Origin of the sequence: Pseudoduganella namucuonensis (assembly GCF_900116645.1) — a bacterium.
GTDB classification, from domain to species: domain Bacteria; phylum Pseudomonadota; class Gammaproteobacteria; order Burkholderiales; family Burkholderiaceae_D; genus Rugamonas; species Rugamonas namucuonensis.
This window is the reverse complement of the sequence record NZ_FPBO01000005.1, coordinates 142,793-157,502: the sequence shown is the minus strand read 5'-3', so window position 1 is coordinate 157,502 and position 14,710 is coordinate 142,793. Positions and strand designations below refer to the sequence as shown.

Here is a 14,710-nt window from a genome sequence, read left to right as displayed (position 1 = left end):
GTAGTGCAAAACTCCGCCTAGGAACACAGGACGGCCGGCGCCCCCCTCCGGTCCAGCATGCGCGCGAACTCCTTGGCCGGCTGCGGATGGGCCAGGTAATGGCCCTGCATCTCGTCGCACCCGGCGCGGCGCAGGTGCTCGGCGTCCGCCTGCGTTTCCACGCCCTCGGCGATCACGGTCAAGTGCAGATGGTGCGCCATGTCGATGATGGACTGGCAGATCGCCGCGTCGGCCGGGTCGGTGGTCAGGTTGCGCACGAAGGACTGGTCTAGCTTCAGGCTGTCCACCGGCAGGTCGCGCAGGCGGCTGAGCGAGGAATGGCCGACGCCGAAGTCGTCCAGCGACAGCCTGACGCCGATGTCCTGCAGCGCGCGCAGCCTGGCGATCGCGTCGTCCAGCTTGTCCATTACGGTGGCCTCCGTGATTTCAAGCTCGATGCGGCCCGGCTCGAGGCGGTAGTCGCTGAGCGCCTGGCGGATCTCCGTCGCCAGCCCCTCTTCACGGAACTGCCGCGGCGACAGCTTGACGGCCACCACCGCCGGCGCGCGCCCGGCGTCGATCCAGGCGCGCTGCTGGCGGCACACCTCGCGCAGCACCCACACGCCCAGCGGCACGATCAGGCCGGAGCTTTCCGCCAGTGGAAGGAACTCCGCCGGCGCCATCATGCCGCGCACCGGATGCCGCCAGCGCAGCAGCGCCTCGGCCGACGCGATCTCCCCTGTCGCCAGCACCGCGCGCGGCTGGTAATAGACGCACATTTCCCGGTTCTCGATGCCGCGCCTCAGGTCGGCCTCCAGCGCGAGCAGTTGCGAGGCCCGCTCGTTCATTTCCGGCGCGTAGTAGCGCATGCGGTTGCCGCCCATCGCCTGCGCGCTCACCATGGCGGCGTTGGCGCAGCACAGCAGGCTGGCGGGGTCCGCGCCGTCGCACATGTGCACGCTGATGCCGACGCTGGCCGTGGTGGACACCACCCCTTCGGCCACCACCAGCGGCTTTTGCGCCGCCGCCAGCAGCTTGGCCGCCACCACCATGGCGTCCTCGGTCGCCGCCAGGCCGCTCACCACCACGGCGAATTCGTCGCCCTGCAGCCGCGCCACGGTGTCGCAGCCGCGCAGGGTCGATTGCATGGCGCCGGCCACGTGTTTCAGCAGCGCGTTGCCTGCCTCCTGCCCCAGCCGGTTCCTCACCTCGCGGTAGCGGTCCAGCCCCAGCACCAGCACCGCGACCCGGCGCCCCGCGCGCGCGGCGTGGACGGTGGCCTGCTGCAGGCGTTCATTGAACAGGGCGCGGTTCGGCAGGCAGGTCACGGCGTCGTGGCGCGACTGGTGGTCCTGCGCCTGTTCGGCCAGCCGGCGGCGCACGGTGTCGCGCATGGCCGCCACGCCATGGGCCAGGTCGTCGGCCAGGTCGCGCAGCAGCTTGATGTCCGCGCCGTCGAAGGCGGCGGCGTCGTTCGAGTACAGGGTGAGCGCGCCCAGCGCCTCGCCCCGGTGCAGCAGCGGCAGCGCCAGCCCGCAGGTGTAGCCCAATTCCGCCGGCATGCCGTATTGCGCGCGCGCCAGAACCTGCTGTTCGCGCACGATGGCGTTGCCGGCCAGGCCGCGCTGCCCGGTGTCGCTGCCGCAGTGGAAACGCAGCTTGCCGCGCAGCGCCGCGTCGCCGGCTGTCGCGGCGGGCCGTATCGTGCCCAGTTCGTCCTGGCACGGCAGCCCCACCCAGGCGAAGGAATAGCCGCCCTCCTCCACCAGGTGGCGGCAGATGGCGTCCAATAATTGCGGTTCGCTGGACGCCCGCACCAGCGCCTCGTTGCAGCGGAACAGCACGCGCAAGCCGCGGTTGGCCCGTTCCAGTTCGGCGGTACGCTTCAGTTCCCGTTCGTGTGCGCCCTGCATCTCGCCGGCCATGTCGTTCAGCGCGGTGGCCAGCGCCGCGAACTCGTCGCGGCCCCGCGGCACGCTCACCCGCGCCGACCAGTCGCGCGCGGCCAGCCTGCCGGCGAAGCGCACGCCCTCGTCCACCACACCCTTCACGCCCCGCATGACCAGGCGCGCGAGAAACAGCGCCAGCAGCATACTCAGCCCCCATGCCGCCGCCAACGCCCACACGGGCCAAGCCCCCGCGCCGCGCGCCGCGGTGCGCGCGTGTTCCAGCGCCTGGCCGGAGTGCGCCCGCATTTGCTGCAGCCCGGCGTCGATATCGTCGGCCGCCGTCTGGTAATCGTTGGAGGAGCCCTGCATCTCCGCCAGCGCCTTGCGGCGTTCCGGCGAGCCCGCGGACAGCGACGCCAGGCGCCGGTGCAGGTGCGCCACGCGCATGAAGCTGTGTTCAAACAGCCTGGTGGAGGTTTCGATCGCCCGCGCCGTCTCGGCGTTGCGCGGGTCGCCGCCCAGCTGGCGTATGGACGCCATATGCCTGCGCACGGTTTCCAGCTGGGCCGCGACCTGAGCGGCGGCGGCCGCCGCGGTCTCCTCGCGGCCGGCGGCGCGGGCATGCAGCAGGAACTCCTTCTCGTAGCGGCGCGCGCGCTCCATCGCCGCCACGCTGTCGGCGCCGAGGTCGGCGACGCGGGCGTCGGACTCGAAATAGCGTTCCACGGCCGACGCGCCCTGGCCGCCGCCGCCGGTCACGGCGATGCTGCCAAGGCAAATGAGGCAGGTGATGGCGCCGAAACCCAAGGCTAACTTGGCGCGCAGGCTGAGGCGGTCGAAATGAATACGCATCGTTTACTCCAGGACATGCTGGCCGCTGGGAGTAGGCGACGAATGAAAAGCTGGCGTCAGCGGCGAGGGTGGGGCCCTGACGTGGGGAAGGCGCGGCGGAACAGGCGGGCCGGCTAGGTATCAGTATAGACCATATTCCCGAAATGCAATAATACTTTCCATTGAATAATCGAACCCGCGGCGTGGTGGACCTGGCGCGGGGGCTGGGGCATACTGGGGGTTCTATTTATGCGGGAGGCAAGATGGGTGCGGCATTCTGGATCAAACGCTATCTTTTGGCGGCGGTGCCGCTGTTCGCGATATTGGTGGTGGCCGAGTACGTGAAAGGCACCACCACGCGGGCCAACATCCTCAGCGCGGCGCTATGGGCGGCGGTCGCGGCGGGCATTTTCATCGGCGCGGCGTACCGGCGCCACCGCAAGGGGCAGGAATGCGCCGCGTGCGACGCGGCCCTCGCGGTCCCCGCCAAAACCGGCAAGCCGTCCAAGGGCGGCAAGAAGCCTTAGCGCCCTACCCGCCCGTCACGGGCGGGAAGAACGCCACTTCGCAGCCGTCGGTGACGGCGGTTTCGGGCTGGCACATCACCTGGTTGCAGGCCATGCGCAAGGCGCGGCCCTCGCCCAGCGCCTGCGCCCAGGCGCCGCCGCGAGCCACCAGCAAGGCGCGCACCGCGGCCACCGTGGACACGCCCTCGGGCAGCGCGACGGTTTCCGTCGACGTCCCCAGCGCCTCGCGCACGCTGGCAAAGAATCGCAGCGTTATATTCATATCAACTCGCTGAATGGAATGAAACGGACCGTGTCGCCCGCCCGTATCGCCTGGCCGGCGGGATTGTCCACCAGGCCATCGCCCCACACGGTGGAGGTGAGCACGCCGGAGCCCTGGTTGGGGAACAGGTCCAAGCCGCCCCGCGGGTTCAGTTTTACGCGCAGGAACTCGTTGCGGCGGTCCGCCTTGAGCCAGTTGAAGTCGGCGCGCAGCTGGTAGGACCTGGGTTCCAGCGCCGCCGGGTCCGACACGCCCTGCAGGCGCAGGATGAACGGCCGCACCAGCATCAGGAAGGTGACGAAGCTGGACACCGGATTGCCCGGCAGCCCCACGAAGAAGGCGTCCCGCACCTCGCCGAAAGCCAGCGGCTTGCCCGGCTTCATGGCGATCTGCCACATGTTCAGTTTTCCCTCCGCCTCCACCGCCGGCTTGACGTGATCCTCCTCGCCGACGGACACGCCGCCGGAGGTGATGATCAGGTCATTGCCCTGGGCGGCCTGGCGCAGCACGGAACGGGTGGCGTCCAGCGAATCCGGCACGATGCCGAAATCGCTGATTTCGCAGCCCAGGTTCTCCAGCAGCGCGCGCAGCGTGTAGCGGTTGGAATTGTAGATGGCCCCCGGCGCCAGCGGCTCGCCCGGCATGGCCAGCTCGTCGCCGGTGAAGAACACGGCAACGCGCAGCTTGCGCCGCACCGGAAGTTCCGCCAGGCCGACCGACGCGGCCAGCCCCAGTTCCTGGCTGCGCAGGCGCGTGCCCTCGCCCAGGATGATGGCGCCGGTGCTGATGTCCTCGCCGGCGCGGCGTATCCATTCGCCGGGCTTGGGCGCGTGCCTGATCGTCACCAGGGCGTTGGCCAGGGCATCGGTCAGCTCGCACTGCTCCTGCATCACGACCGCGTCCGCGCCCTCGGGAATCAGCGCGCCGGTGAAGATGCGCGCCGCGGTGCCGGGCAGCAGGGGCTGGCCGACCTGGCCGGCCGGAATCCGCTGCGACACCGTCAGCGTGGCCGCGCCGCTGGCGCAATCGGCCGCGCGCACGGCGTAGCCGTCCATCTGCGTGTTGTCCTGCGCCGGCACGTTCATGCCGGACACCTGCGCGCGCGCCAGGATGCGGCCATTGGCCTCCAGTGTCGGCAGGGTCTCGGTGTCCGCCACGGGACGCGTGGCGGACAGCAGGAAGTCCAGCGCCTGCCGCACGGTCAGCATGGGTTTGGGCTGCTGTTTCGCTGCGTCAGACATGGATCACAGTCCCGTGTTCGCCGCGATGTATTCCTTCATCTTCGCCACGTCGTTGCCCATGACGACGAAACGCTGCGGCAGCGACTCGATGTCCTCGAAGCCGGCCGGACGCTCCGCGTCCTGGCCCAGGGCGTCGAGGATGGTCTCGTTGAACTTGGCCGCCAGCGCGGTCTCCAGCACGATCATCGTCACGCCGGCCTCCATGTGCTCGCGCGCCACCTTGATGCCGTCGGCGGTGTGGGTGTCGATCACGATGCCGTAGTCGTCGGCCACGTCGCGGATGGTGTCCAGGCGGTCCTGGTGGGTGGACTTGCCGGACTTGAAGCCGTACTGCGCCACCTTGGTGAACTCGTCGCCGTCGCTGCCTGGATAGCCGGACAGGTCGAAGCCGCCATGTGTTTCAACCTTGGTGAACAGCGCGCGGGTGCGCTCGGCGTCGCGGCCCACCAGGTCGTAGACGAAGCGCTCGAAGTTCGAGGCCTTGGAGATGTCCATCGACGGGCTGCTGGTGTGGTAGGTCTCGGCGGACTTGCGCACCCGGTACACGCCGGTGCGGAAGAACTCGTCCAGCACATCGTTCTCGTTGGTGGCGGCCACCAGCTTGTCGATCGGCAGGCCCATCATGCGGGCGATGTGGCCGGCGCAGATGTTGCCGAAATTGCCGGAAGGGACGGTGAACGACACCTTCTGGTCGTTGCCGGTGGTGGCGGCCAGGTAGCCGCGGAAGTAGTACACCACCTGCGCCACGACGCGCGCCCAGTTGATCGAGTTGACGGTGCCGATCTTCTGCCTGGACTTGAACGGCAGGTCGTTGGACACGGCCTTGACCATGTCCTGGCAATCGTCGAACACGCCCTCGACGGCGATGTTGAAGATGTTCGGATCCTGCAGGCTGAACATCTGCGCGGTCTGGAAGGCGCTCATTTTCTTGTGCGGCGACAGCATGAAGACGCGGATGCCCTTCTTGCCGCGCATCGCGTATTCGGCGGCGCTGCCGGTGTCGCCCGAGGTGGCGCCGAAGATGTTCAGCTGCGCGTCCTGCTTGGCCAGCGTGTATTCGAACAGGTTGCCCAGCAACTGCATGGCCATGTCCTTGAAGGCCAGCGTCGGGCCGTTCGACAGCGCCTGCAGCACCAGCTTTTTGCCCTTGGACTCCTCCAGCACGCGCAGCGGCGTGATGTCGGCGGCGGCCTCGCCCTCGCGCGCGTTCTTGTACACATCGGCGGTGTAGGTCTTGGCGGTCAGCGCCTTCAGGTCCGCTTCCGGGATGTCGGTGGCGAATTTCTTCAGGATCTCGAAGGCCAGCTCGGCGTAGGACAGCTTGCGCCAGGCGTCGAGCTCGGCGCCGGTCACTTGCGGGTACTCGGCCGGCAGATACAGGCCGCCGTCCGGCGCGAGGCCGCCCAGGAGAATGTCGGAAAACTGCTGTGGAGACTGAGTAGCGGCCGGCGCTGCGGCGCGGGTAGACACGTATTGCATAGAGTTGTAAGTCCGGTTGGCGTGCGAATCGAGTGCATATTATAGTGCGGCTCGCCCCTCGCCGTCAGATCGCGTTGTTTTATGCATATGCATATTCCGAATACGTATTCCCGACTAATTACCAATTTCGCAATTCCCGAAGGCCACGCTGGCGCTCATGGAGCCGGTCCGCTATTGTAGGCCACCCTAAACCGAGGAACGAGGCAGCAGTGAAAACCATAGGCTTAATCGGCGGCATGAGCTGGGAATCGACCGTCATCTACTACCGCGACATCAACGTGGCCATCAAGGAGTTGCTGGGCGGGCTGCACTCGGCGAGGATCGTCATGTACAGCGTGGACTTCCACGATATCGAACAGCTGCAGCGGGCGGGCGATTGGGCCGCCGCCGGGGACGTCCTGGCCGACGCGGCGCGCTCGCTGCGGGCGGCGGGCGCGGAACTGCTGGTCCTGTGCACCAACACCATGCACAAGGTGGCGCCGGCCATCGAGGCCGCGGCAGGCATACCGCTGCTGCACATCGCCGATCCCACCGCCGCCGCGATCAAGGAGGCCGGCGTGTCGACGGTCGGCCTGCTCGGCACCCGCTTCACGATGGAGCAGCCGTTCTACGCGGACCGGCTGCGCGAGCGGCACGGCCTGGAGGTGTTGACGCCCCCACAGGCGGACCGTGACATCGTGCACCGCATCATCTACGAGGAACTGTGCCTGGGACGGGTGCTGCCCGCGTCGCGCGCGGAATACCGGCGGGTCATGGCGGAACTGGTGGCGCGGGGCGCGCAGGGGATCATACTGGGCTGCACCGAGATCGCCATGCTGGTGGGGCCGGGGGACGCCGCCGTTCCGCTGTTCGACACCACCGCGCTGCATGCGCGCAGCGCGGCGAGAGCCTCAATTGCGGTACCAGCGACCAATTAAGTCAATAGTCACAATTTCGCCGTCGCGTATTAGGGCGACAAGCTGCGCAGCACCAGACTGGATAGTTGGGCCGGCGCGTCGTCGGTGTGATCTAAGCTGTATTGCAACAGCAGTGGATTGAGGTAGGGACGCATGACCAGGTAGATCGCGCCGGCCGCCTCGTCGAGCGGGGTCTTGCGCTCGAACTCCCCCGTTTCACGCCCCTGGCGCAAGATGTCCTGCAGCATGGCCTGGATCCGCTCCTCGTAGGAACGCGCCGCCTGCCAACGCTCGGTGGCGGCCGAGGCCGCGATGTCGTAGAGCTTGCGATCCTCGAAAAACAGGCGAAGGCTGGACTCGACGGCCATCTTGAACATGCGCCGCAGCTTCTCCGGCGGGCGGTCGACCCCGTCTATGGCCCTTCTGACATCCGTTTCGACCTCGCGCAGGCAATTCGCGCATATAAGTTCGCCTATGGCCTGCTTGGACTCGAAAAACTTGTAGATGTAGGCCTTGGAAAAGCCGATGGCCTTGGCAAGGTCGGAGACGGTGGTCTTTTCATAGCCGTACAAGCGGAAGTGCTCGGTCGCCGCGACAATGACTTGATCCCGCACCTCGTGATCGATGGGGCCCCGGGCCGGGCCCGGATTGGTGGTTGTTGTACTCATGTGCGACAGCTTAACGCTTGTCCTCGATTTTCACAAAGAGTAACCATACCGGAATATGGTCACATCGCGACGCCGCCAATCGCATGGCGCCGCGCATGCAAGCTAGCAGGCCGCGTGGTTGACCGTCACCACGTGGATGGCCAGGCCGCCCAGCGAGGTTTCCTTGTACTTGGCCTGCATGTCCGCGCCGGTCTGGCGCATGGTTTCGATCACCTCGTCCAGGCTGACGAAATGGGTGCCGTCGCCCTTCAGCGCCAGCGAGGCGGCGGTGATGGCCTTCACCGCGCCCATGCCGTTGCGCTCGATGCAGGGGATCTGCACCAGGCCGCCGATCGGGTCGCAGGTCATGCCCAGGTGGTGCTCGATGCCGATCTCGGCCGCGTTCTCGATCTGCGCGTTGGTGCCGCCCAGCGCGGCCACCAGGCCCGCCGCCGCCATCGCGCAGGCCACGCCGACCTCGCCCTGGCAGCCGATTTCGGCGCCGGAGATGGACGCGTTGCGCTTGCACAGCATGCCGATGGCGGCCGCCGTCAACAGGAATTCGCGCACGCCCTTCACCGGGTCGCTGGGATGGCAATCCTCGGCGTAGTAGCGCAGCACCGCCGGGATGATGCCGGCCGCGCCGTTGGTCGGCGCCGTCACCACGCGGCCGCCGGCGGCGTTTTCCTCGTTCACCGCCATCGCGTACAGGCTGACCAGGTGCATCGCGTCGTGCGGCAGTTCGTTGGCGCGCTCGACGCCCTTGGTCTGGCGCCACAGGCCGGCCGCGCGGCGCTTGACCTTCAGGCCGCCCGGCAGCTGGCCCGAGGTTTCCAGGCCCTGCGCGATGCAGTCGCGCATCACCTGCCAGATGCGGTCCACGCCCGCGTTCAATTCCTCCTCGCCGATGCGCGCCAGTTCGTTCGCGCGCAGCATCGCGGGGATGGTCAGGCCGCTGGCCTTGCCGTGTTCCAGCAACTGGGCCATGGTGTCGAAGGGATAGGGCAGCCGGACCGGCGCGCGGCCGTCCACGCCGCCGGTCTCGCCCTCTTCGCGGATAAAACCGCCGCCTATCGAATAATAGACCTTGCTCACGGCAGTGCCGTCGGCGCGCTTGATCGTGAAGCGCATGCCGTTGGGGTGCTCGGGCAGCGATTCGGCCTTGTGGAACACGAGGTTGACGGCCGCGCTGAAGGGCACGGCGCGCGCGCCCAGCAGCTTCAATTCCTTCCGCTCCTCGGCGGCGGCCAGCATGGCGTCGACCCGCGTGGGATCGACGTGCTGGGGGGTCTCGCCCATCAGGCCGAGGATCACGGCCTTGTCGGTGGCGTGGCCCACGCCGGTCAGCGCCAGCGAACCGTACAGCGCCGCCTCCACCGCCACCACGTCGTCCAGCGGACCGGCTTCGACCAGGAAGCGGCGCGCCGCCACCATCGGCCCCACCGTGTGGGAACTGGAGGGGCCTATGCCTATCTTAAACAGGTCGAAAACGCTCATGTCCATCGGATGTCTCTTTATAGTAGTAGTAGTTGCGGGATAAGCTACTTCAGGCGGCCTGGCCCAGGCTGGCGTGGATGTTCGCCAGCATGTCCTTGACCATCTCTTCCATGCCGACTTGGGCTCTCCAGCCCCAGTCGGCGGTGGCATGGGAGTCGTCCAGGCCGTGCGGCCAGGTCTCGGCGATCGTCTGCCGGCTGTCCGGCTTGTATTCGATCCTGAACCCGGGCACCGCGCGCGTGATCGCCTCCGCCAGTTGCGCCGGGTTGAACGACACGCCGGCCACATTGTACGAGGAACGCACCTTGATTTGCGCGGCCGGCGCGTCCATCAATTGAATCGTGGCGCGGATGGCGTCGGGCATGTAGATCATCGGCAGCGTGGTCTGCGGGCCGAGGAAGCATTCGTACGGTTCGCCGCGCAGCGCCGCGTGGAAGATCGCGATCGCGTAGTCGGTGGTGCCGCCGCCCGGGGGCGACTTGTAGCTGATGATGCCGGGGTAGCGGATGCTGCGCACGTCCACGCCGTATTTCAGGAAGTAATACTCGCACAGGCGCTCGCCGGCCAGCTTGCTGATGCCGTAGATCGTGGTCGGATCCATCACGGTCATCTGCGGCGTGTCGTGCCGCGGCGTGTTCGGGCCGAAGGCGGCGATCGACGACGGCCAGAAGATGCGCAGCGGCTTGCCGGCCGCGCCGCGCTCGCGCGCCACTTCCAGGATGTTCAGCAGGCCGTCCATGTTCAGGCTCCAGGCCTTCAGCGGGGCCGCCTCGCCGGTGGCCGACAGCATCGCCGCCAGCTGGTAGACCTGGGTGATGCCTTCTTCCGCCACCAGCTTTTCGAGCGCCGAACGGTCCAGCACATTGAGCACCTGGTAGCGCGCGGCGTTGTAGACGTTGGTGTTGCCGATGTCCGTCGCGATAACGTTCTGGGCGCCGTGCTGATTGGCTAGCGCCTCCACCAGCTCGCTGCCGATCTGGCCATTCGCGCCGATTACAAGAATACGTTCCATGCTTGATCCAATCTGTTTTTAATTTTTTAGGAGACCGAGTTCCCGGCCCGCCTGTTCGAATGCCGCCAGCACCGTGTCCAGCTGCTCGCGGGTGTGGGCGGCGGAGAGCTGCACACGGACGCGGGCCTGACCCATCGGCACCACCGGGTAGAAGAAGCCGCTGAGCAAAACGCCCAGCTCATACATTCGGGCGGCGAACTTCTGGGCGACCGGCGCCTCGAACAGCATCACCGGCACCACCGGGTGGGTGCCCGGCTTGATGGTGAAGCCGATGCGCTCGATCTCCTTGCGGAAGTAAGCGGTGTTTTCATGCAGGCGGTCGCGCAGCTCGGTCGATTCCGACAGGCGCTTGAGCACGGCCAGCGAGGCGCCGGCGATCGACGGCGCCAGCGTGTTGGAGAACAGATAGGGGCGCGACTTCTGGCGCAGCGTGTCGATCACCTCCTTGCGGCCGGACGTGAAGCCGCCCATGGCGCCGCCCAGGGCCTTGCCCAGGGTGCCGGTGATGATGTCGATCTTGCCCAGCACGTTGTGGTGCTCGTGGGTGCCGCGGCCGGTCTTGCCCATGAAGCCGGAGGCGTGGCATTCGTCGATCATCACCAGCGCGCCGTACCGCTCGGCCAGCGCGACGATCCTGTCCAGCTGGGCGATGGTGCCGTCCATCGAGAACACGCCGTCGGTCACGATGATCTTGTTGCGCTTGCCGGCCGCGTCCCGCAGCTGCTTTTCCAGGTCGGCCATGTCGTTGTGGGCGTAGCGGAAGCGCGCGGCCTTGCACAGGCGGATGCCGTCGATGATGGAGGCGTGGTTCAGCGCGTCCGAGATGATGGCGTCGTTCTCGTCGAACAGCGGCTCGAACACGCCGCCGTTGGCGTCGAAGGCGGCCGCGTAGAGGATGGTGTCCTCGGTGCCGAGGAAGGCGGAAATGGCCCGCTCCAGTTCCTTGTGCACGGTCTGCGTGCCGCAGATGAAGCGCACCGACGACAGGCCGTAGCCGTACTTCTCGGTCGCCTCGATCGAGGCCCGGGCCACCCACTCCTCGCCGGACAGGCCCAGATAGTTGTTGGCGCACATATTGATCAGGCTGCGGCCGTCGTCGCTGGTCACCACGGAACCCTGGCGGGAAGCGATCACGCGCTCCGGCTTGTAGAGGCCCTGGCCGCGCAGCTGCTCCAGGTTCTGTTTCAGGCCGCTGTAAAACGCGTTTTTGGCTTGCTCGCTCATGATCTTCCTCTTTTTGGTGGGTGTTGGTGGCTATCCACGGCCCGGCCGCTTGACCTGGCGTCGCACTATGCTGTACCGTGAATCTCAGTGAACCTGAGTATCGAGTCTACTCCCATTCTCCGGCGCCCTTCTGAAATTCATTATTTCGAATTCAAGTTCAATATATTGAATACTACCGAAGCCTATTGAACTTTGCAACATATAGAACAACGAAAACCGCATGAAAGCACCCGTCCCGAACAATGCCCCGCCCGAGGTCGGCGCCGCCCTGCAGCGCCTGCGGCTGGCGCGCGGCCTCACCCTGGAGGACCTGTCCCGCATCGCGGGCGTGTCCAAATCCATGCTCTCGCAGATCGAGCGCGAAAAGGCCAACCCCACCATCGCCATCACATGGCGGCTGGCGAACGCGCTGGGCGTGGCGATCGGCGAACTGCTGTCGGACGCGGAAAAGTCGGTGGAAACGATACGGGTGCTGGACGCGCACGAGACGCCCACCCTGCCCGGCACGCACGCGGGCTACCTGCTGCGGATACTGGGTCCGATGGAACTGGCGGGGAAATACGAATGGTATGAATTGACGCTGGCGCCGGGCGGCGAGCTGGTGTCGCAGGCGCACGACCCCGGCACCACCGAGCACATGACGGTGCTGCACGGCGCGATGGAACTGGAGGTGGGCGCCAGCAAGAAGCGGATCAAGACCGGCGGCACGGCCCGCTATCCAGGCGACCAGGACCACGCGATCCGGAACGCGGGCAAGACGGAGGCGAAGGCGCTGCTGGTGGTGATACACCGCTAGCGATACAGCGCCAGCACCGCGACTCAGGGGCTGAGCGCCTCTTCACCCTCGGGCACGCGGACGCCCTCTGCGACGACAACCTCCACCCCCACCGCCGCCAGAGCCTCGGCGATAGCGGTGGGCGGCCGCTGGTCCGTCACCAGCAGGTCGATACTGTCGAAGCCGCACATGCGGTGCATGAAGGCCTTGCTGAACTTGCTGCTGTCGGCGACCAGGATGACCTGGCTGGCCTGGCGCATCATCGCCTGTTTCAGGGACGCCACCTCGTCCGACGGACAGGTCAGGCCGAGCGGATCGATGGCGCAGGCGCCCAGGATCAGCTTGTCGACCTGGAACTGGGCCAGGCTTTGCCGGGTCTGCGCGCCCTCCAGGCTGCGCTCCCAGGGATTGAAACGGCCGCCCAGCACGTGCAGTTCCACACCCTCGGACTGGCTCATGATCCCGGCGACGTCGAGCGAGTTGGTCAACACGGTCAACGGCGACACGCGCGCCACGCGCGCCGCCTCGGCGACCGTGGTGGACGTGTCGAACAGCACCCGCTCGCCCGCGCGCAGCAGCGCCGCCGTGGCCGCGCCGATCGCCCGCTTGGCCGCCGAGGCGCCGCCACGCTGGCCGTAGTTCTCCACTTGCCGCGCTTGCGGCGGCAGCACGGCGCCGCCGCGCACGCGCAGCACCCGGCCCTCGGCGTCCAGGCGCACCACGTCGCGCCGGGCCGTGTCCCGCGTCACGCCGAACAGCTTGCAGATGTCCTCGATGCCGATGCGGTAGTGGTGGCCCAGATGCGCGCAGATGGCGTCGAGCCGCTCGTGCTGGGACAGGGAGGCGTCCGCCGTCATGGCCGCGCTTCCAGCCATGTCCCGAGGACGGACGTCACCAGTTCGTGATCCTCCTTTTGCGGCAGGCCGGAAACGGTGACGGTGCCGATCACCCCCGTGCCGCGGATGATGAGCGGGAAGGCGCCGCCGTGCGCGGCGTAGTCCGCCGGATTGGCGCCGCTGTCCGCCTCGAAGGTCTTGCCCTTGCAGCGGTATTGCGTGCCCACGTGGTAGGAACTGTGGCCGTAGCGCTGGACCACGTTGTTCTTGCGCCGGACCCAATCGGCGTTGTCCGGCGAGGTGCCTTCCATCGCGTGGTGGAACAACTGATGGCCGTTGCGGGAAATATCCACGGTGACCGCCTTGCCCAGCTCACGCGCCCGTTCCACCAGGCGCAGACCCAGGTCCAGCGCGTCCCCGTTCGAGAACGCGGACAGCTGCAAGTCCTGTTCCTGCCGCGCGAGTTCCTCCAGCAGGCGTGCTTGGTCTTCTTGCATGGCGGTCTCCTTAAGCGAAATCGATGGTGCGGCGCTCGCGGTGGCTGCGCAGGGCGCATTCGATCACGCGAACGACATTGACCGCGTCACCGGCGGCGACCGGCACCGCCTGTCCGTCCGCGATGGCCGCGTACATGCCTTGGTAGTACTGCTCGTAGCGGCCGGGGATGGTTTCCACGGCGCGGCCGCCGTCCTTGGCGGTGGTGATGGTGGCGTGGTTGGCCGGATGATCGTGGCCCCAGCCCGCGTCGCCGGGACGCGCGCCCCGCTTCAGCGCGTCCTCCTGTGGATCGATGCCGTATTTGACGAAGCTTCCCAGCGTGCCATGCACCTCGTAGCGCGGGCCGGGCGCGCAAACCAGCGCCCCCGCGTGCATCACGGCCTTGCGGTTGCCGTAGTCCAGCAGCAGCTCGAAGCTGTCCTCCACCCGGGCCCCGGCACGCTGCACGGCCAGTTGCGCGGTGACCGATAGCGGCAAGCCAAACAGCACCAGCACCTGGTCGATCAGGTGCGAGCCCAGGTCCCACAGCACGCCGGCGCCGGGCTGGGGCTCCTCTTTCCAGCGCGCCCTCACCAGTGGCGAATAGCGGTCGAAGTGCGCGCGGTAGGTGTGCACCTCGCCCAGCTCCCCGGAGTCGACGCTGCGGCGCAGCGTCATGAAGTCGCCATCCCAGCGGCGGCTCTGGTACACGCTGAGCCGCAGATTCCGCTCGCGCGCGAGGGCGACCAACTCGTCGCCCTCGGCGGACGACAGCACAAAGGGCTTGTCCACCACCACGTGCTTGCCGGCCAGCAGCGCGTCGCGCGCCAGCGCGTAGTGGCTGGCGTTCGGGGTGCACACCACCACCAGTCTGATGTCCGGGTCGGCCAGCATCGCCTGCGGCGTGTCGTCCAGCGCCACGCCGGGATGGGCGCGCAGCACCTCGTCCCGGTTGGCGCCGCGGCTGGAAATCCGCGCCAGTTTCAGTCCCGGCACGGCCGCGATCATGGGCGCGTGGAAGATGGAACCGCCGAGGCCGTAGCCTATGAGTCCTACCGAATATCGCTGCATAAACTCTCCAAATCACTTAAGGCACAATCAATTTGACTGAACTATAAGCGATTTGCATCATGCATGC

14 protein-coding genes are annotated in these 14,710 nt (G+C 67.2%); 3 read left to right on the top strand and 11 right to left on the bottom strand.

Annotation, left to right across the window (positions count from 1 at the left end):
* Positions 1 to 17 precede the first annotated feature (17 nt).
* Entirely contained in the window at positions 18 to 2,720 is a 2,703-nt protein-coding gene (locus tag BM436_RS07565) for a GGDEF domain-containing phosphodiesterase (protein WP_093554906.1), read from the bottom strand.
* A gap of 242 nt (positions 2,721 to 2,962) precedes the next feature.
* Here BM436_RS07565 and BM436_RS07560 point away from each other — a divergent pair, with 242 nt between their 5' ends.
* Positions 2,963 to 3,226 carry a hypothetical protein gene (locus BM436_RS07560; RefSeq protein ID WP_093554905.1) on the top strand — a complete coding sequence of 88 codons (264 nt, stop codon included), beginning with the start codon at positions 2,963 to 2,965 and terminating at the stop codon, positions 3,224 to 3,226.
* A gap of 4 nt (positions 3,227 to 3,230) precedes the next feature.
* Here BM436_RS07560 and moaD read toward each other — a convergent pair whose 3' ends face one another.
* The 3 genes from moaD to thrC are packed head-to-tail and all read right to left on the bottom strand — an operon-like array spanning position 3,231 to position 6,208.
* Positions 3,231 to 3,488 (bottom strand): molybdopterin converting factor subunit 1, encoded by a 258-nt coding sequence (gene moaD, locus BM436_RS07555; protein ID WP_093554904.1) that lies wholly within the window; start codon positions 3,486 to 3,488, stop codon positions 3,231 to 3,233.
* Complete coding sequence (locus BM436_RS07550; RefSeq protein WP_093554903.1) at positions 3,485 to 4,729, bottom strand: molybdopterin molybdotransferase MoeA; 1,245 nt, start codon at positions 4,727 to 4,729, stop codon at positions 3,485 to 3,487. Before BM436_RS07550 ends, moaD begins: the two co-directional genes overlap by 4 nt.
* A 3-nt stretch (positions 4,730 to 4,732) precedes the next feature.
* Positions 4,733 to 6,208 carry a threonine synthase gene (gene thrC, locus BM436_RS07545; RefSeq protein WP_093554902.1) on the bottom strand — a complete coding sequence of 492 codons (1,476 nt, stop codon included), beginning with the start codon at positions 6,206 to 6,208 and terminating at the stop codon, positions 4,733 to 4,735.
* Between the two features lie 209 nt (positions 6,209 to 6,417).
* Between thrC and BM436_RS07540 the strand changes: the two genes are divergently transcribed.
* Positions 6,418 to 7,125 (top strand): aspartate/glutamate racemase family protein, encoded by a 708-nt coding sequence (locus BM436_RS07540; RefSeq protein ID WP_093554901.1) that lies wholly within the window; start codon positions 6,418 to 6,420, stop codon positions 7,123 to 7,125.
* 29 nt (positions 7,126 to 7,154) lie between these two features.
* On the opposite strand, the gene BM436_RS07535 is transcribed toward BM436_RS07540, so the two are convergent.
* The 4 genes from BM436_RS07535 to kbl form a co-directional block, all read right to left on the bottom strand.
* Positions 7,155 to 7,772, bottom strand: coding sequence for a TetR/AcrR family transcriptional regulator (locus tag BM436_RS07535; protein WP_093554900.1), 618 nt, complete (start codon positions 7,770 to 7,772; stop codon positions 7,155 to 7,157).
* A gap of 102 nt (positions 7,773 to 7,874) precedes the next feature.
* Complete coding sequence (locus tag BM436_RS07530; RefSeq protein ID WP_093554899.1) at positions 7,875 to 9,254, bottom strand: L-serine ammonia-lyase; 1,380 nt, start codon at positions 9,252 to 9,254, stop codon at positions 7,875 to 7,877.
* A gap of 43 nt (positions 9,255 to 9,297) precedes the next feature.
* Positions 9,298 to 10,260, bottom strand: coding sequence for an NAD-dependent epimerase/dehydratase family protein (locus tag BM436_RS07525; RefSeq protein WP_093554898.1), 963 nt, complete (start codon positions 10,258 to 10,260; stop codon positions 9,298 to 9,300).
* A gap of 18 nt (positions 10,261 to 10,278) precedes the next feature.
* Complete coding sequence (gene kbl, locus BM436_RS07520; protein ID WP_093554897.1) at positions 10,279 to 11,484, bottom strand: glycine C-acetyltransferase; 1,206 nt, start codon at positions 11,482 to 11,484, stop codon at positions 10,279 to 10,281.
* 220 nt (positions 11,485 to 11,704) lie between these two features.
* Between kbl and BM436_RS07515 the strand changes: the two genes are divergently transcribed.
* Positions 11,705 to 12,280, top strand: a complete 576-nt coding sequence (locus BM436_RS07515; protein ID WP_093554896.1) for a helix-turn-helix domain-containing protein — start codon at positions 11,705 to 11,707, stop codon at positions 12,278 to 12,280.
* Between the two features lie 23 nt (positions 12,281 to 12,303).
* Here BM436_RS07515 and BM436_RS07510 read toward each other — a convergent pair whose 3' ends face one another.
* From BM436_RS07510 to BM436_RS07500, 3 genes are read right to left on the bottom strand one after another with little or no spacing between them, the layout of a single operon-like run.
* Positions 12,304 to 13,116: a DeoR/GlpR family DNA-binding transcription regulator gene (locus tag BM436_RS07510; protein ID WP_177307041.1), complete on the bottom strand. Its 813-nt coding sequence runs from the start codon at positions 13,114 to 13,116 to the stop codon at positions 12,304 to 12,306.
* Positions 13,113 to 13,592, bottom strand: a complete 480-nt coding sequence (locus tag BM436_RS07505) for a heme-degrading domain-containing protein (RefSeq protein WP_093554894.1) — start codon at positions 13,590 to 13,592, stop codon at positions 13,113 to 13,115. The genes BM436_RS07510 and BM436_RS07505 overlap by 4 nt, the downstream gene beginning before the upstream one ends.
* A gap of 10 nt (positions 13,593 to 13,602) precedes the next feature.
* Positions 13,603 to 14,643 carry an oxidoreductase gene (locus tag BM436_RS07500; protein WP_093554893.1) on the bottom strand — a complete coding sequence of 347 codons (1,041 nt, stop codon included), beginning with the start codon at positions 14,641 to 14,643 and terminating at the stop codon, positions 13,603 to 13,605.
* Positions 14,644 to 14,710 lie beyond the last annotated feature (67 nt).